General features: G+C 67.3%; 19 protein-coding genes. 9 read left to right on the plus strand and 10 right to left on the minus strand.

Annotated elements, in window-relative coordinates; translation table 11 throughout:
- The first annotated feature begins 5 nt into the window (after positions 1–5).
- Entirely contained in the window at positions 6–1,361 is a 1,356-nt protein-coding gene (hemN, locus tag FIU66_RS12755) for an oxygen-independent coproporphyrinogen III oxidase (RefSeq protein WP_167623118.1), read from the plus strand.
- Positions 1,362–1,385: 24 nt separating this feature from the next.
- On the opposite strand, the gene FIU66_RS12760 is transcribed toward hemN, so the two are convergent.
- Positions 1,386–2,303, minus strand: a complete 918-nt coding sequence (locus FIU66_RS12760) for a cation diffusion facilitator family transporter (protein ID WP_167623119.1) — start codon at positions 2,301–2,303, stop codon at positions 1,386–1,388.
- Positions 2,303–5,101, minus strand: a complete 2,799-nt coding sequence (polA, locus tag FIU66_RS12765; RefSeq protein WP_167623120.1) for a DNA polymerase I — start codon at positions 5,099–5,101, stop codon at positions 2,303–2,305. The genes FIU66_RS12760 and polA overlap by 1 nt, the downstream gene beginning before the upstream one ends.
- Before the next feature lie 95 nt (positions 5,102–5,196).
- On the opposite strand from polA, the gene FIU66_RS12770 reads away from it, so the two are divergent.
- Positions 5,197–5,358: a DUF2256 domain-containing protein gene (locus tag FIU66_RS12770; RefSeq protein ID WP_167623512.1), complete on the plus strand. Its 162-nt coding sequence runs from the start codon at positions 5,197–5,199 to the stop codon at positions 5,356–5,358.
- Here FIU66_RS12770 and FIU66_RS12775 read toward each other — a convergent pair.
- Positions 5,355–5,543: a zinc-finger domain-containing protein gene (locus FIU66_RS12775; RefSeq protein ID WP_167623513.1), complete on the minus strand. Its 189-nt coding sequence runs from the start codon at positions 5,541–5,543 to the stop codon at positions 5,355–5,357. The genes FIU66_RS12770 and FIU66_RS12775 overlap by 4 nt on opposite strands.
- A gap of 164 nt (positions 5,544–5,707) precedes the next feature.
- Between FIU66_RS12775 and FIU66_RS12780 the strand changes: the two genes are divergently transcribed.
- The gene (locus FIU66_RS12780; protein ID WP_167623121.1) at positions 5,708–6,631 is read left to right on the plus strand and encodes an ABC transporter ATP-binding protein; all 924 of its coding nucleotides are present in this window, start codon (positions 5,708–5,710) and stop codon (positions 6,629–6,631) included.
- On the opposite strand, the gene FIU66_RS12785 is transcribed toward FIU66_RS12780, so the two are convergent.
- Both FIU66_RS12785 and FIU66_RS12790 read right to left on the minus strand, forming a co-directional pair.
- Positions 6,628–7,011, minus strand: coding sequence for a histidine triad nucleotide-binding protein (locus tag FIU66_RS12785; protein WP_167623122.1), 384 nt, complete (start codon positions 7,009–7,011; stop codon positions 6,628–6,630). The genes FIU66_RS12780 and FIU66_RS12785 overlap by 4 nt on opposite strands.
- 14 nt (positions 7,012–7,025) lie before the next feature.
- On the minus strand, positions 7,026–8,600 hold the full coding sequence (locus tag FIU66_RS12790) for a DUF5928 domain-containing protein (RefSeq protein ID WP_167623514.1): 1,575 nt from the start codon (positions 8,598–8,600) through the stop codon (positions 7,026–7,028).
- Positions 8,601–8,730: 130 nt separating this feature from the next.
- On the opposite strand from FIU66_RS12790, the gene FIU66_RS12795 reads away from it, so the two are divergent.
- On the plus strand, positions 8,731–9,549 hold the full coding sequence (locus tag FIU66_RS12795; protein ID WP_167623123.1) for a sulfotransferase family protein: 819 nt from the start codon (positions 8,731–8,733) through the stop codon (positions 9,547–9,549).
- Between the two features lie 16 nt (positions 9,550–9,565).
- Here the strand turns inward: FIU66_RS12795 and dps are convergent, their stop codons facing one another.
- The 5 genes from dps to ndk all read right to left on the minus strand — a co-directional run bounded on the left by dps (position 9,566) and on the right by ndk (position 12,861).
- Positions 9,566–10,057, minus strand: coding sequence for a DNA starvation/stationary phase protection protein Dps (dps, locus tag FIU66_RS12800; protein WP_167623124.1), 492 nt, complete (start codon positions 10,055–10,057; stop codon positions 9,566–9,568).
- A 126-nt stretch (positions 10,058–10,183) separates the two neighbouring features.
- On the minus strand, positions 10,184–10,417 hold the full coding sequence (locus FIU66_RS12805; protein ID WP_089387089.1) for an acyl carrier protein: 234 nt from the start codon (positions 10,415–10,417) through the stop codon (positions 10,184–10,186).
- Positions 10,418–10,564: 147 nt separating this feature from the next.
- Entirely contained in the window at positions 10,565–11,302 is a 738-nt protein-coding gene (fabG, locus tag FIU66_RS12810; protein WP_167623125.1) for a 3-oxoacyl-ACP reductase FabG, read from the minus strand.
- A 62-nt stretch (positions 11,303–11,364) separates the two neighbouring features.
- Positions 11,365–12,291 carry an ACP S-malonyltransferase gene (gene fabD / locus FIU66_RS12815; RefSeq protein ID WP_167623126.1) on the minus strand — a complete coding sequence of 309 codons (927 nt, stop codon included), beginning with the start codon at positions 12,289–12,291 and terminating at the stop codon, positions 11,365–11,367.
- A 147-nt stretch (positions 12,292–12,438) separates the two neighbouring features.
- Positions 12,439–12,861, minus strand: a complete 423-nt coding sequence (gene ndk, locus FIU66_RS12820; protein WP_126156352.1) for a nucleoside-diphosphate kinase — start codon at positions 12,859–12,861, stop codon at positions 12,439–12,441.
- Positions 12,862–12,990: 129 nt separating this feature from the next.
- Here ndk and FIU66_RS12825 point away from each other — a divergent pair, with 129 nt between their 5' ends.
- The 5 genes from FIU66_RS12825 to FIU66_RS12845 all read left to right on the plus strand — a co-directional run bounded on the left by FIU66_RS12825 (position 12,991) and on the right by FIU66_RS12845 (position 16,695).
- Positions 12,991–14,052 carry an AI-2E family transporter gene (locus FIU66_RS12825; RefSeq protein WP_167623127.1) on the plus strand — a complete coding sequence of 354 codons (1,062 nt, stop codon included), beginning with the start codon at positions 12,991–12,993 and terminating at the stop codon, positions 14,050–14,052.
- A 63-nt stretch (positions 14,053–14,115) separates the two neighbouring features.
- Positions 14,116–14,886: a GNAT family N-acetyltransferase gene (locus FIU66_RS12830; protein WP_167623128.1), complete on the plus strand. Its 771-nt coding sequence runs from the start codon at positions 14,116–14,118 to the stop codon at positions 14,884–14,886.
- A 118-nt stretch (positions 14,887–15,004) separates the two neighbouring features.
- Positions 15,005–15,820 (plus strand): urease accessory protein UreD, encoded by an 816-nt coding sequence (locus FIU66_RS12835; protein ID WP_167623129.1) that lies wholly within the window; start codon positions 15,005–15,007, stop codon positions 15,818–15,820.
- Between the two features lie 2 nt (positions 15,821–15,822).
- Entirely contained in the window at positions 15,823–16,134 is a 312-nt protein-coding gene (locus FIU66_RS12840; protein WP_167623130.1) for an urease subunit gamma, read from the plus strand.
- The gene (locus FIU66_RS12845) at positions 16,135–16,695 is read left to right on the plus strand and encodes a HupE/UreJ family protein (RefSeq protein ID WP_167623131.1); all 561 of its coding nucleotides are present in this window, start codon (positions 16,135–16,137) and stop codon (positions 16,693–16,695) included.
- The last annotated feature ends 6 nt before the right edge of the window (positions 16,696–16,701 follow it).

The raw sequence follows: 16,701 nt of genomic DNA on the forward strand, positions 1-16,701 counted from the left end.
ATCCCATGAGCAATGTTTCGCAACTGAAGCGGCTGGGCCTGTTTGATTCGCGCGTTCCGCGCTACACGAGCTATCCCCCCGCGACACAATTCAAACCAGGCATGAACGCCAATATGGTCACGGGTTGGCTGGAGTCCATGCCCCAGCGCACGGCGATCTCGCTGTACCTTCACGTGCCGTTTTGCCGCAGGCTGTGCTGGTTCTGCGCCTGCCGCACGCAGGGCACAAAGACGCTGGACCCGGTCATGGCCTATGTCGACACGGTCCTGGCGGAACTGGATCTGCTGCGCCGCCACCTGCCGCGCGGGATACGCCTGTCGCGGCTGCACTGGGGCGGGGGCACGCCCACGCTGCTGCCGCCCGACCAGATGCGGCGCCTGGCGGATGCGATCTTCGACGTGGTGCCGATGGCCGAAGGGGCCGAGTTCTCGGTCGAGATCGACCCGTCGGAAATCGACGCCGCCCGCATGGCCGCGCTTGCGGCCTCGGGGATGAACCGCGCCTCGATCGGGGTGCAGGACTTCGATCCCAGGATCCAGGACGCCATCGGCCGCCAGCAATCGTTCGATCTGACGGGCCAGGCAGTGGACCTGATCCGCAGCCATGACATCGCCAGCCTGAATGCCGACATCCTCTATGGCCTGCCGCATCAGGACCGGAACCGCATTTCGGAAACCGTGCAGAAGCTCTTGGCCCTGTCGCCCGACAGGGTGGCGCTGTATGGCTATGCCCATGTGCCCTGGATGTCCAAGCGCCAGGTGATGATCCCCGAGGACGCCCTGCCCGGCAACGAGGATCGGCTGACCCTGTTCAACACCGCCCGCGACCTATTCGTGGCCGATGGTTACGCCGAGATCGGCATCGACCATTTCGCGCGCCCTGGCGACGGGCTGGCGGTTGCGCAAAAGGCGGGGCGGTTGCGGCGCAACTTCCAGGGCTATACCGACGACGGGGCGCAGGTTCTGCTGGGCCTTGGCGCATCCTCAATCTCCCGCTTCCCGCAGGGTTACGCGCAGAATGCCCCCGCGACCGGCGCCTATACCGCCCATATCCGCGAGGGTCGCCTGCCCCATGCCAGGGGCCATGCCTTCACGCCCGAGGATCTGTGGCGCGGCCGGATGATCGAGCAGGTGATGTGCGATTTCCGGGTGGATGCGGCGGAAATGGCCCGCGACTACGGCCTGACGCCCGCCCAGTTGCAGCAGGCCTTCGATCCCCTTGTCGCGCAATTCGGCAACATGGTCCAGCTTGGCCCCTGGGGATTGAGGATCACGCCAGAAGGCCGGCCGCTTGCGCGCATGGTCGCCAATATGCTGGACGCCTATACGGCCGCGCCGACCAGTCATTCGTCGGCGGTATAGGGGGCGGTTCACAGGCACCGCATCTCAGGCGTGGCGATGGCCCTTGTGGTCGGCGCAGGCTTCCGGCGGCTCGATCTCGATGGTGGCATGGGCTATGCCGTGGTCATGGGCCAACATTTCCTTTGCCGCGCGCGTGATGGCAAAGGGATCATCGGCCCCGACGACCAAATGGACGGATGCCGCCGCGCGTTTTTCGTCGATCTGCCACAGGTGCAGGTGATGGGCATCCGTGACGCCCGGCAGGCCGCGCAGGGCTGACAGCACCGCGCCGGGATCGCTGCCCGGCGGGGCGGCCAGCATCAGCATCCGGAAGACCGGGCCGATTTCCATCCCGATATGCCAAAGGATCACGGCCGAGATCGCCAGCGTCAGGATCGGGTCGGCAAGGTTCCAGCCAAAGGCCCAGATCAGCGCCCCGCCCCCGATGACGGCCACCGACACGCCCGCATCCGCCAGGTTGTGCAGGAAGGCGGCGCGGATATTGGCGCTGTCCTTGGCCGCGCGCCAGACAAGCGCCGCCGTCGCCAGATCGACGACCAGGGCGAAGGCCGCCAGCCCCATCACCAGCCCGCCCGCCACCTGCGGCGGATCGGTCAGGCGGGCAAGCGCCTCGACCGCCAGCCAGATGGAAATCGCGATCAGCGCCAGATAGTTGACGAAGGCCGCAACGATTTCCGCCCGGCCCCAGCCATAGGACCAGTCGGGCGTGGCAGCCCGGCGGGCCAGCCTGCGCGCACCGAAGGCCAGCACAAGCGCCAGGGCGTCGGAAAGGTTGTGGATCCCGTCCGCGATCAGGGCGGTCGAATCGGCGGCATATCCGCCGACGATCTGCGCCGCCGTCAGCGCCAGGTTGACGACAACGGCCCAGCCGATCGCCGCATCGCCGTGGCCGTGGTGATGGCCATGGGAATGGCCGTGCGCGTGCGAATGGCCGTGGCCCATCAATGCGCCTCGGCCCAGTTCATTCCGGTGCCCGCATCGACGACCAGCGGCACCGACAGCTTCACGGCAGGCTCGGCGGCGTTTTCCATCACCCCGCGGGCGACCGTGATCAGGTCGTCCACGGCATCCTCTCGCACCTCGAAGACCAGTTCGTCATGGACCTGCAGCAGCATTCGCGCGGGCAGATGGGCAATGGCGGCGGGCATCCGGATCATGGCGCGGCGGATGATGTCGGCGGCCGCCCCCTGGATCGGGGCGTTGATCGCCGCCCGCCGCGCGCCCCCCGCCGCAGGTCCGGACTGGTTGATGCCCGGCGTGTTGATGCGCCGCCCGAACAGGGTGCGCACGCTGCCGTCGGATTTTGCGTCGGCGATGGTGCGGTCCATGTAGGCGCGGATTTCGGGGAAACGCTGGAAATAGGTGTCGATGAAGTCCTGCGCCTCGGCCCGCGGGATGCGCAGGTTGCGCGAAAGCCCGAAGGACGAGATGCCATAGATCACGCCGAAGTTGATCGCCTTGGCGCGGCGGCGGATCATCGGGTCCATCCCTTCCACCGGCACGCCGAACATCTGGCTGGCGGTCATGGCGTGGATGTCGATGCCCTCGCGGAAGGCCTGCTTCAGCGCCGGAATGTCGGCGACATGGGCCAGGATCCGCAACTCGATCTGGCTGTAATCCAGGCTGACGAGGCGATGCCCTTCGGCGGCGATGAAGGCCTCGCGGATGCGGCGGCCTTCCTCGGTCCTGACGGGGATGTTCTGCAGGTTCGGGTCGGTGGATGCCAGCCGCCCGGTCTGCGCCCCCGCAATGGAATAGCTGGTATGGACGCGCCCCGTGTCCGGATTCACGAAGGTTGGCAAGGCGTCGGTATAGGTGGATTTCAGCTTGGAGATCTGGCGCCAGTCCAAGATGCGCGCGGGCAGGTCATGACCCTCGGCGGCCAGATCCTCCAGCACGTCGGCGCTTGTGGAAAAGGCGCCGGTCTTGCCGGTCTTGCCGCCGGTCATGCCCATCTTGTCGAACAGGATCTCGCCCAGCTGCTTGGGGCTGCCGATGGTGAATTTCTGGCCCGCGAGAGCGTAGATCTCGTCCTCCAGCGCCGCCATCTTCTGCGCAAAGGCGCCCGACATGCGGCGCAGCACCTCGGCGTCGATGCGGATGCCGGCCATCTCCATCTCCGCCAGGACGGGGACGATGGGACGTTCGGTCGTCTCATAGACAGTGGTCACGCGTTCCACCGGCAGAAGCGGCGCGAAATGCTGGAACAGGCGCAGGGTGACATCAGCGTCTTCCGCCGCATAGGGCGCGGCCTTGTCGATGGGCACCTGGGCAAAGTTGATCTGCGACTTGCCGCTGCCGATCAATTCCTTGATGGCGATGCACTTGTGGCCCAGGTAGCGTTCGGCCAGTTCGTCCATGCCGTGGTTATGGGTGCCCGCGTTCAGCGCGTATGACATCAGCATGGTATCGGCCAGGGGGGCCATGCGGACTCCGTGGCGGGCCAGCATCTTCCAGTCGTATTTCAGGTTCTGGCCGATCTTCAGGATCGCCGGATCCTCCAGCAGCGGCTTCAGCGCGGCCAGCACATCGGCCAGCGGCAACTGGCCCGCGACGGGGGCAGACTGCCCGAACAGGTCGTCGCCGCCTGCCACATGGCCCACAGGGATATAGCAGGCCCGGCCCGGCGCCACGGCCAGGCAGATGCCCGCCAGATCGGCCTGCATTTCATCAAGACCCGTGGTTTCCGTGTCGATAGCCACCTGGCCGGCGTCGCGGATCATCTGGATCCAGCGGTCCAGACCTGCGCCGTCGGTGATCGTTTCATAAGCCGCCCGGTCGATCGGCGGCAGGTCGGGGACAGCGGGCGCATCGCGCACCGGGGCGGACACGACCGGCGGCGCCTTTGCCCCCAGCTTTTCCGCCACGCGGACGGTCAGGGTCCGAAACTCCATCTCGGACAGGAAACCCAGCAACTGGGCTGCATCGGGGGCCTTCACCTCAAGGCTGTCCAGCGTGAAATCCAGCGGCGTGTTGCAGTCCAGTTCGACCAACCGCTTGGAGATGCGGATCTGTTCAGCATGGTCGATCAGGGTCTGGCGGCGCTTGGGCTGCTTGATCTCGCCTGCCCGCGCCAGCAGGGTTTCCAGGTCGCCGTATTCGGTGATCAGTTGCGCGGCCGTCTTGATGCCGATGCCCGGCGCGCCCGGCACGTTGTCCACGGCGTCCCCCGCAAGCGCCTGCACGTCCACCACCCGGTCGGGCCAGACGCCGAACTTCTCGAACACCTCGTCGCGGTCGATGGGCTTGCCCTTGATCGGGTCCAGCATCTGCACGCCGTCGCCCACAAGCTGCATCAGATCCTTGTCGCTGCTGATGATCGTGACCGCCCCGCCCGCATCGCGTGCCTTGCAGGACAGGGCGGCGATGATGTCGTCGGCCTCGTAGCCCTGGGTCTCGATGCAGGCGATGTTGAAGGCGCGGGTGGCGTCGCGGGTCAGCGGGAACTGCGGGCGCAGATCCTCGGGCGGCTCGGGGCGGTTGGCCTTGTAGGCGTTGTAGATGTCGTTGCGGAAGGTCTTGGACGAATGGTCGAAGATCACCGCCGCATGGGTCGGCGCGTCCGACCCGCGTTCGTCAGTGACGTATTTCCACAGCATGTTGCAGAAACCGGCGACCGCGCCGACCGGCAGGCCGTCGGACTTGCGCGTCAGCGGCGGCAGGGCGTGATAGGCCCGGAAGATGAAGGCCGATCCGTCGATCAGGTGCAGGTGGCAGCCCTTGCCGAAGCCGTCGCTCATCGCCATGTTCCTTTCCGATTCCGGACCCGGTTCTGGCATGATCGCGCCGTGGTTTCCAGACGCGCCTTGGTTCCGGCGAAATGCAGAAGGTGGCAATGCCCAGAATGGTTCGCAAGGGCGACCTGCCCAGCAAGATCTGCGCCTGCTGCGGGCGGCCCTTCACCTGGCGCAAGAAATGGGCGCGGGACTGGGACCAGGTTCGCTATTGTTCGGATCGGTGCCGGGGCACCAAGGCGCCCGGGCCCGTCAAGACCTAGTGGTCGTCGTGGGCGTGGCCGCGGTCGATCACGAAGCGCTTGTCGCAATAGCCGCAATCGACGAAGCCCGTTTCCGGGGAAATCGCCAGCCAGACGCGCGGATGGCCCAGGCCCCCGGCATCGTCGCCGTCGCAGGCGACCTTCCAGGTGGTCACGGTCTGGATCGCGGGCGGGGGCAGGCGCAGTTCGGACAGATCCGTCTGTTCGGTCGACAGCGAGTTTTCAGGCGGAATGTGTTGGGTCATGGCTGGCCTTCTTGTGGCGGCGGGCGGCATCTGGTCTAAGGCCCCATACCGCAGCGCAGCCTGCCTTCGCAAGCCGTCGCAACCCGTCAAGGGGGATCAGTGAAATGCCCAACGCCATCGAGATCGCAGGGTTGCAAAAGACCTATGCCGCCCAAGGCAACGCGCCCGCCAAGCAGGCGCTGAAGGGGATCGACCTGACCATCCCGTCAGGCAGCATCTTCGGGCTGCTGGGGCCGAACGGGGCGGGCAAGTCCACGATGATCAACATCCTGGCGGGGCTGGTCAACAAGACGGCGGGCAAGGTGACGATCTGGGGCTTCGACCAGGACGTGAACCCGCGCCAGTCGCGCGCGGCCATCGGGGTGATGCCGCAGGAACTGAACATGGACCCGTTCTTCACCCCCCGCGCCAGCCTGGAGGTGCAGGCGGGGCTTTACGGCGTGCCGAAATCCGAACGCTGGACGGACGAGCTGCTGGAACTGGTGGGCCTGACCGACCAGGCCAATGCCTATGCCCGCAACCTGTCCGGCGGGATGCGGCGGCGGCTTCTGCTGGCCAAGGCCCTGGTGCATCGCCCGCAGATCCTGGTGCTGGACGAACCCACGGCGGGCGTGGACATCACCCTGCGCGAGATGCTGTGGAACAACGTCCGCGAGTTGAACCGCCAGGGCATGACCATCATCCTGACCACCCATTACCTGGAGGAAGCCGAGCAGATGTGCGACGAGATCGCCATCATCAACCATGGCACCCTCGTGGTGCGGCAGGACACGCGCAGCCTGTTGTCGCGGGCCGACGGCAAGACGCTGGTGCTGGACACGGGCGGGCCCACAGCCCTGCCCCCGCTGCCGGACGGCGCGCATCCCGAATGGCGGGGCGACGGGCGGCTGGCGATCAGCTATCCCCCGTCACGGATCCGTGCCGATCAGTTGCTGGACGCGCTGCGCGGCGCAGGTGTCCCCATCCTGGATGTCGCGACCGAGCAGCCCGACCTTGAGGACGTGTTTGTGGAAATGACGCGCCCCTAGCCTTGGCGGGACAGCATCGGCCCCATCACCCGCCCGCCCATGATGTGCAGGTGGTAATGCGGCACCTCTTGCACGCCGTGGTGGCCGGTGTTGGCGACGGCGCGGAAGCCCTGGTTCCCCCCGGCCAGGTCCACGCCCTCGGACATGCAGACCTGTGCGCACAGCCGGGTAAAGCCCAGGATCTCGGCGTCCGAGGCATTGGCCGCGAAATCGTCGAAGCTGACATAGGCGCCCTTCGGGATCACCAGAACATGCACCGGCGCCTGCGGACGGATGTCGCGGAAGGCCAGGGCGTGGTCGTTCTCGGCCACCTTGTCGCAGGGGATCTCGCCGCGCAGGATGCGGGCGAAGATGTTGGTGTCGTCATAAGCAAGGGCCATGGGCGTTCCTTTAATCAATCGGCAAACAGATGCGGCGTCTGCGCCAGATCATGCGCGACGTCGGCGGGCAGGTCCAGAAACCGCGCGATGGCATCGGCATTGGCAGGCAAGGGGGCCGAGGGTGAAAGCACTGCCAGACGCGCACCGGCCATGTCGCGCAGACGCTCGGCCTCGTGGGCCAGGTCGCTGGCAAGGATCGGCAGCAGCTGCCGGACCACCGGATCCGGCGTGGCGGGACCGGACAGGCCGATCCGGCGCATATGGCCCCGCAGGTAATCCTCGTCGAACTGGCCATCGATGAACAGGATCCGCGTCTGGGCCCGGTCATTCATGAAATCGGCGATCAAGGTCAGGGCCGAGGGGTCGAGGCACAGCACAAGCCGGTTCGCGCCGAAATCCTCGAGCAGCAGCCGGACCAGGGCGCGGCGATGCCGTTCCCGCTTGGCGACGGTGGAGGCGATCCCGCCCAGGTCGGGCAAGGCGGCCTCGCGTTCGTTGAAGATGTAATCCACCGCCGGAACCTCGGTCCGCGCGCGGATTGCCGCCGTCAGCCGCTTGGCCCAGTGCCATTTCTTTGCGACCACCAGGCAGATCACCCGGTCGCGCCCCGCCCCGTCGTCCTCCCAGAAGCGGGGAGCGAAGCGCCGGCCGACCCGGCCCCGCCCGGTCAGGAAGCGGAACAGGCGCGGCGCCTCGTTCGAGATAGCGAAGCTGACATCCTTGGCCTGCCACAGGGCGCCCAGCCTTGCGCGCAGATCCTGCGCCTCGGCGCTGATCTTGCGGGCGAACAGATAGTCCTGGCGGATCAGCAGGTCGTAATGGTCGTTGTAGAATGTCACCGGCATCCCGTAGTCGGTGAACATCAGGCAGGTGGGGGACCGGCGGCGGATCTCGGCCTTTGGAACCAGATGGGCGACAAGCGTCTGGAAGAAGGTCTCGTCCGGGATCCAGGTGGTGCGGAAGAAGCGGACCAGATCCGGCCGGTCGGCGATCAGGCCCAGCACAGCTTCGACCGTCTGGCGGCGCAGGCACCACCATTGCGACCCGATCATCACCTGGATGCCGCGCGGCAGGGGACGGTCCAGCCGCAGCCATTTCTGCACCCTCATGCTGGCATAGAACAGGCGCTTGTTCCTGCGCTCGTTGAACCAGTGCCGATAGGCCAGCCGCTCGCCCTTGATGCCGGTCTTGATCCAGTCGCTGTCGAAGAAATCGAAGGATTCGACATAGTCGCAATCGTCGCGGTCCAGGAAATCGCGCGCATATTCCGCCGACTTGATCGGCATGCAGTCGCCCGACAGCATGTAGAAATGCGTGGCTTCCGGAAAAGCGCGTTCGGCCGCGCGCAGGGCGGCCAGTGTGGCGGCGACCAGCGACCATTCGCCCCAGCCGCAGCGGATGCGAACCGGCGCAAAGGTGACGCCCGGATGGCCCGCAAGCGCCTCGCGGATCAGGCGATAGCCATCGGCCGGCGCGCCGCGGTCATAGTGGATCGAGACATAGTCGCCCGCGGCCGTCAGCCGGCGCGCCTGATCAACCACACCTTGCGGATCCTTGTGGGTCAGCAGAATGAAGGCGATACGGGCCATCGGCAGCGTGCTTTCGGTTCTGGTCACAATTCCATTGAAGGCGTTGAATCTTCCGCCAGCATTTGGTTTTTGTGTCTAGCCGCGTTTGACGCGAAGGAGCAAGCCGGGCACCCCAATAAGGAGAATGGCGATGGGTTTTCCCGGCGTCTGGATGACCGAAAGCGAAAGCCTGATCTATCGGGTGGTGCCGAAATGCGCCTGCTCGACCATCGGGCAGATCATGTTCTATTCCGATCACGGCCGGTTCTTCGACGGCGACATCCATGATTCGACCGACGGGCTGCACAAATGGTCACAGGACCGCAGCAAGCCCTTGATCGAACAGGCTGTCGTCCGGGCCGATGCCCTGACCTTCACTTGCGTGCGCAACCCATATGCCCGCATCCTGTCGTCCTTCTTCGACAAGATCGCCGGCATCCAGCGGAACGGCCGGCGCTATCGGGGCAACCTGGTGCCGCAACTGGCCCAGCGTTACGGGATCGAGGTGGGCAGCCCGGAAAACGGCTTCGACTTCGACCAGATCGCCAGCTTCCGCCGCTTCCTGCTGTTCGCGCGCGACACCATCCGCTTCCGCCGCCCCATGGAACCCGACATCCACTGGTCCGCCATGTCGGGCCATGTCGGCACCTTCATCGCCAACGGCGGCCGCTACGACCGGATCTTCTTCACCGAAACCTTCAACGACGGGATGGCCGGCGTCCTGTCGGGCGCAAGCACCCCCGTGCCCGTCGATCTGGCCGCCGTGCCCCGCTTCAACGAATCCGAGGGACACGGCCCCAAGCGGGCACACAAGGTCAGCGACTACTTCGACGACCTGGCGCGCCACCTGACCTGGGAGATATACAAGGACGACTTCCAGCTGTTCCGGTACGACTTCGACAACCCCGACAACAAGATGCCGCTGGGCGAGATCGACCTGGACGAGGTTCACGCCAAACTGGGCCGCTAGGACGCGGCCCGGGCCGTCACTCCTCCAGATGGCTTTCCATGAACCACAGGTCCTTGTCCACGCTGCGGGACGCGGCGGTGAAGATGTCGGCGGTATCGGCATCGCCCGCCTCGTCCGTGGCATCGATGGCGATCCGCAGCCTTTCGCCATGGTCGCGGAAGCGGTCGCAAAGCGCGCGGATATGATCCTCGGCCCGGGTCAGGTCGGTGGGGTATTCCGGCAGCGTGGTCGCGCCCGACACCTTTTCGGCCGTGCCGATGGCCACGCCGTCCAATTGCTGCACCCGTTCGGCCATGACGTCGATCTGTTCGCGCAGGTTGGTGTGAACGGTGTCGAACAGTTCATGCACGGCGATGAAGTTGCGCCCCTTCACGTTCCAATGCGCCTGCTTGACCGCAAGCGCCAAGGCGATGGAATCGGCCAGCCGCCCGTTCAGTTCCGAGATCGAGGTCTTGCGGGCGTTGTCGGAAAGCCCCTTCAATGCGACGGCCATGATCGTCTCCTTCATCCTTTGGTTCGCGGACCAACGGCGGCCCGGCGCAGCCGGTTCCGAAGCAGCAACTTCAAAGGAAAACGGCGCCCCTGCCTGTGCAAGGACGCCGTTTCGGAATGCCGTTCGTGGCAAGAATGCGGATCAGACCGCGCCCTTGATGAAGGTCACCGCATCGCCGACGGTCTGGATGGTTTCGGCGGCGTCGTCCGGGATCTCGATCCCGAATTCTTCCTCGAACGCCATGACCAGCTCGACGGTGTCGAGGCTGTCGGCCCCCAGGTCGTCGATGAACGAGGCGGATTCGACCACCTTGTCTTCCTCGACGCCCAGATGCTCGACCACGATCTTCTTCACGCGATCAGCGATATCGCTCATGTCACATCCTCATTCTCGCGGGCATCCGCCCAGTTTTCCGCGGGCACAACAGGCCCGGTTCAGCCCAGGGCGGTTCCCCTGCTGCTAAAGCGGGGGATATAGCACCCGTGAACCCTCTTGCAACCGCTTTCGATTGAAAGGGTTGCCTCAGACCATGGCCATGCCGCCGTTCACATGCAGCGTGGCGCCGGTGACATAGGCCGCCTCGGGACTGGCAAGATACAGGACCGCCGCCGCGATCTCCTCGGGCGTGCCCATGCGGCCGGCGGGGATCTGGGACAGGATCTTGCCCTTCTGGTCGTCGGTCAGGCTGTCGGTCATGGGCGTCGCGATAAAGCCCGGCGCCACGCAGTTCACCGTGATGCCCCGGCTTGCGACCTCGTAGGCCAGCGACTTCGACATCCCCACAAGGCCCGCCTTGGCCGCGGCATAGTTGCCCTGCCCCGGATTGCCCGTAGCCCCCACGACCGAGGTGATGTTGACGATCCGCCCCCAGCGGGCCTTCATCATGCCGCGCAGCGCCGCCCGCGACAGGCGGAAGACGCCGGTCAGGTTCACGTCCATGACCTGGCTCCATTCCTCGTCGGACATGCGCATGAACAGGTTGTCGCGCGTGATCCCGGCATTGTTGACCAGGATGTCGACCGATCCCATGGCCCCCGCCGCCTCCTTGACCAGCCCGGCCGCAGCCTCGGGGTCCGACAGGTTTGCAGGCACCACATGCGCCCGGTCCCCCAGGGTCGAAGCCAGTTCGTTCAGCGGCCCCTCGCGCGTGCCGGACAGGGCGACCGTTGCGCCCGCCCCGTGGAGGGCCTGGGCAATGGCGCCGCCGATGCCGCCCGATGCGCCCGTCACCAGGGCCGTCTTGCCTGTCAGATCGAACATGGCTGATCCTTCTTCTTCATCCAAATATCCTCGGGGGTCCGGGGGCAGAAAGCCCCCGGGGCTCAGCCCTTCAGCGCCGCGATGTCCGCGGGGGCGCCCACGTTGCGCACGACCGCATCCTTGGCGATGCGCTTGATCATGCCGGACAAGGCCTTGCCCGCGCCGATCTCCCAGAACTCGGTCACGCTGGCGGCGGCCATGTTGGCGATGGATTCGCGCCAGCGGACGGTGCCGGTCACCTGCTCGACCAGCAGCCGCCGGATCGCGCCGGGCTCCGTCACCGCCTCGGCGCGGACATTGGCGACCAGCGGCACGGCCGGGGGCTGGATGTCCACGCCCGCAAGCGCGTTGGCCATGACCGCCGCGGCGGGCTGCATCAGCACCGAATGGAAGGGCGCGGAAACCGGCAGCATCAGCGCCCGCTTGGCCCCCGCCTCCTTCATCGCGGCGGCGGCGCGCTCCACGGCGTCCTTGTTGCCCGAGATCACGACCTGCCCAGGATCGTTGTCGTTGGCGGCCTGCACCACCCCCTCGCCCCCGGCCTCTCGCGCGATGCGATCGACGGTCGCGAAATCCAGCCCCAGGATCGCGGCCATCGCGCCCTGCCCCACGGGCACGGCCTCTTGCATGGCCTGGCCGCGCAGGCGCAGCAGCCGCGCCGTATCCTCCAGCGTCAGGGCCCCCGCCGCGCAAAGGGCCGAGTATTCGCCCAGCGAATGCCCCGCCACGAAATTGGCGTCCCGGATGGTGATCCCCTCGGTCTCCATCGCCCGGAACGCCGCCATCGAGGTCGCCATCAAGGCCGGCTGCGCGTTCTGCGTCAGCGTCAGGGTCTCGATATCGCCGGTCCAGATCAGCTCCGACAGCTTTTCCCCAAGCGCCTCGTCCACCCGGTCAAAGACCTCGCGCGCGGCGGGATAGACCTCGGCCAGCTCGCGCCCCATGCCGATGGTCTGCGCCCCCTGGCCTGGAAAGACGAACGCGCGCATGTGGGGTCTCCTGCTGGTCTGGGTTCAAAAGGGGATAGCGCGGATGGGGGTGGGGGTGCAACGGGGGGATAGTTCCGCAGGGTGCGGCCGCCTCTACAAGAAAAGGGGCCTTGCGGCCCCTTTCCATCTCACCACTCGTCGAACCGATCAGCCGACCAGTTCAAGCCCCGAGAAGAAGAACGCGATCTCCTCCTTGGCCGTTTCCGGCGCGTCGGACCCGTGGACCGAGTTTTCGCCGACGGACAGCGCGAATTCCTTGCGGATGGTGCCCTCGTCGGCCTGGGCGGGGTTGGTCGCGCCCATCACTTCGCGGTTCTTGGCAATCGCGTTCTCGCCTTCCAGAACCTGCACGACGACGGGTTCGGATGCCATGAACTCGACCAGTTCGCCATAGAAGGGGCGGTCCTTGTGGACCTCGTAGAACTTGCCCGCCTGCTCGGCCGACAGCTTGATGCGCTTTTGCGCGACGATGCGCAGGCCCGCATCCTCGAACTTGGCGTTGATCTTGCCGGTCAGGTTGCGGCGGGTGGCGTCGGGCTTGATGATGGAAAGCGTGCGTTCGATGGCCATGGGGCGTCCCTTTTGCTGTGGCAGGCGGGACAGTCCCACCCGGTCAAGACATCCGCGCCCGGTTATCAGGGATGGTATCTGCGGGCAAGGCAGGCATGATGCGGGCGAAACAGACGAAAGGCCAAGGCCATGACCGACCGCCCCGACGCCCCACAACCGCGCCTGCGCCCCGGCGGGATCGTTCTGGCCTTTGCCCTGGCGCTGCTGCTGGGCGCCATGTGGCAATGGTCGAACGTGCTGCTGATGGGCTTTGGCGCGATCCTGATCGCCATCGCGCTGCGGGCGGGGGCCAGCCTGCTGAACCGCCGGACAGGGCTGGGCTTCAAGCCCGGCGTGCTGCTGTCGGCCCTGGCGGCGGCACTGGTGATCGCGGGGGTGGTGGTCTGGGCGGGGCCGTCGATTTCGGAACAGTTCCAGCAACTGCTGGGCAGCCTGCCCGCCGCCTGGGACCAGGTCAGCGACTGGCTGTCCGGCAGTTCGGTCGGGCAGTTCCTTGAACAGCGGATGGAGAACGCCCAGAGCGGCGGCGGCAGCCCCGCGCCCGAAGGCACTCTGCCATCGCTGTTCGGCTATGTCACGGGGACGCTGACCACGGTCTTCGGCAGCGTGGCGAACCTTGTGCTGCTGGTGACGGTGGCGATCTTCCTGGCGCTTGACGCACCCTTGTACCGGGGCGGGGCGCTGCGGCTGGTGGCGCTGTCCTATCGCCCCCGCGCCGCGCAGATCGCGGACGAGCTTGGCCGCGCGCTGGCCCGCTGGATGGGCGGGCAGGCGGCCGACATGCTGCTGGTCGCGGTCGCCACCGGCCTGGGTTTGTGGCTGCTGGACGTGCCCCTGGCTCTTGTCCTGGGGCTGATCGCAGGGCTGACCAACATCATCCCGGTCGTCGGCCCGTTCCTGTCGGGGATCCCCGCGGTGCTGTTTGCCTTGACCCAGGGGGTCGATCTGGCCATCTATGTCGCGCTGCTGTTCGTGGTCATCCAGCAGGTCGAGGGAAACCTGCTGATGCCCCTGATCCAGCGCTATGCCGCCGACCTGCCGCCCGCGCTGACCGTGCTGGCGATCCTGGCCTTCGGCGGCTTGTTCGGCTTCGGCGGGATCATCCTGGCGACGCCCTTGCTTCTGGTGACGATCATCCTGGTCAAGCGGATCTATGTCGAGGATGTGCTGGGCGACCGCATGGGCGACTGACGCGGCGCAGTTCTGTCACGGCATGGGTCGGAACAGCCTGTCGAAGCCTGAAGGGGCCGCCGCATGACACCATTCCGCAAGGGCCGCTATCTGGCGCGGCTGGCCGCCTCGGCCGACGACCTGCGCAGGGCGCAGCGCCTTCGCTGGCTGTGCTTCGTCGCACGGGACGGCGATGCCGCCAGCGGCGACGAGATCGAGTCCGACGCCCATGATGACCGCTGCGGCCATATGCTGATCAGCGACGCGGCAAGCGGCCGGCTGGTCTGCTGCTTCCGCTTCCTGCCGCTGCCGGGCGGGCGGGACATCGGGGCCAGCTACTCTGCCCAGTTCTACGACCTCGGCGCCTTCGAGGCATTCGACAGCCCCCTGGTCGAGGTGGGCCGCTTCTGCGTCCACCCCCATGTCCAGGATCCGGACGTGATCCGCCTGGCCTGGGCCGCGCTGACGCGCGTGGTCGAGGCGACAGGCGCGCGGATGCTGTTCGGCTGCTCCAGCTTCCGGGGAACCGATCCCGCGGATCACGCCCAGGCCTTCGCCCTGCTGCAGGCCCGCCACCTGGCGCCCCGCCGCTGGTGGCCGCGGATCAAGGCGCCCCATGTCTTCCGGCTTGCCCGCGCCCCGCTGGCCGGTCCCCACGATCCGCGGCGGGCCATGGCCGGGATGCCGCCGCTGCTGCGAAGCTATCTGGCGCTCGGCGGCTGGGTCAGCGACCACGCGGTGGTGGATGCCAGCCTTGGGACCATGCACGTCTTTACTGCGGTCGAAACGGCGGCGATCCCTCCTGCCCGGCGGCAGAGGCTGCTGGCCTCTGCCAGCCAAGCATTCCCCGACTGATCGTTTGGCGGGCATATTGCACGCTTTACTGGCAATCTGCCTTGCCCTGCGCAGCAACCGGGCATCGGCCGAATGACGCGCGATTGACCTTTGCCGGGCCCCGCCGCCCCTTCAGGGCATGTTCGATGCCTCCGCCCCAGCCCCCCGTCTTCAGCGCAGTACCGGCGCTGCGCATGTGGTCATGGGCCCGCGAGGGCTTGTCGATCTGGCGCAGTCGGGGTCCGCCAAGGCCATGCTGCCGCGCATGACCGCGGGCCTGCCCGAGATCGCCTTTCTAAACACCTCGGGCGGGCTGGCCTCGGGCGACCGGCTGTCCTTTGCCGTGACCCTGCAGCCCGGCGCCCGGGTGCTGGCAACCACCCAGACCGCCGAGCGCGCCTATCGCGCCAAGGCGGCCCCTGCGCGGGCCGAGGTTCGGCTTGCCGTGGGCGCGGGCGGCTGGCTTGACTGGCTGCCGCAGGAAACCATCCTGTTCGATGGCAGCGCGCTTTGCCGCGACACGCAGGTGGATCTGGCCCCCGACGCCGGCTGCCTGCTGCTGGAAATGATCGTGCTGGGCCGCCTGGCCATGGGCGAGGAGCCAGCCCGCATCCGCTTTCGCGACTGCCGCACCGTGCGCCGGGACGGGCGGCTGATCCACCACGACGCCCTGGCCCTGGACGACGCCGCGCTGCTTCGGCGGAACGGCCCCGCCCTGCTGGGCGATGCCCGCGCCCTTGCGACGCTGGCGGTGGTCGCGCCCCATGCACCCGACCTTCTGGCGCGCGCCCGCGCCGTCCTAGACGAACCCGGCGTCGCCGGCGCGGCAAGCGCCCCGCCGGGACGGCTGGTGGTCCGCTGCCTGGCCCGCGACGACTGGCCGCTGCGCCGGCAGGTCATCCGCCTTCTGGCCGCGCTGCGGCCCGATCCCCTTCCCCGCATCTGGCAGGTCTGACGATGAACCTTTCCCCGCGCGAACGCGAAAAGCTGCTGGTCTCGGTTGCCGCAATGGTAGCGCGCGGCCGGCTGGCCCGCGGCGTCAAGCTGAACCACCCGGAGGCGATCGCGCTCATCACCGATTTCGTGGTCGAGGGCGCGCGCGACGGGCGCAGCGTAGCCGACCTGATGCAGGCAGGCGCGCATGTCATCACCGCTGATCAATGCATGGAGGGCGTTCCCGCCATGATCGAATCCGTCCAGGTCGAGGCCACCTTCCCCGACGGGACCAAGCTGGTCACCGTCCACCACCCGATCCGCCACGAGGCTTGAATGAAAAAGATTTCCATTGCCGCCGCCCTTCTGCTGCCGCAGGCCGCCCTGGCCCATGTCGGCCATCATGACGAAGGCCAGTTCCTGTCGGGCTTGTCGCATCCGCTGGGGGGCGCCGATCACCTGCTGGCGATGGTGGCGCTTGGCCTGCTGGCCGCGCAGGCCGGCGGCCGGGCGCTTTGGGCGCTGCCCCTGGCCTTCGTTGGCACCATGATCGCGGGCGGATCCGCGGGCTTTGCCGGGCTGCCCTTTCCGGGGGTCGAGCCGATGATCCTTGCCTCGGTCGTGATCCTGGGCGCGCTTGTCGCGATGGCCGCGCGCCTGCCGCTGGCGGCGATGGTCCCCGGCGTGGCGCTGTTCGGCATGGCGCATGGCTGGGCGCATGGGGCGGAAGGCCCCGCGGCGGGGCTGGCCGCCTATGCTGCGGGCTTTGCGGTGGCAACACTTGCGCTGCATGGGGTGGGCATCGGCGCGGCGCGGATACTGGAACGCGGCACGGCCCTGCGCGCCCTGGGCGGCGGCACGGCGGCGGCGGGCTTGGCCTTGGCGATGGTGGGCTGAATGACC

This window comes from Paracoccus sp. AK26, assembly GCF_011801365.1.
Classification (GTDB): domain Bacteria; phylum Pseudomonadota; class Alphaproteobacteria; order Rhodobacterales; family Rhodobacteraceae; genus Paracoccus; species Paracoccus aerius.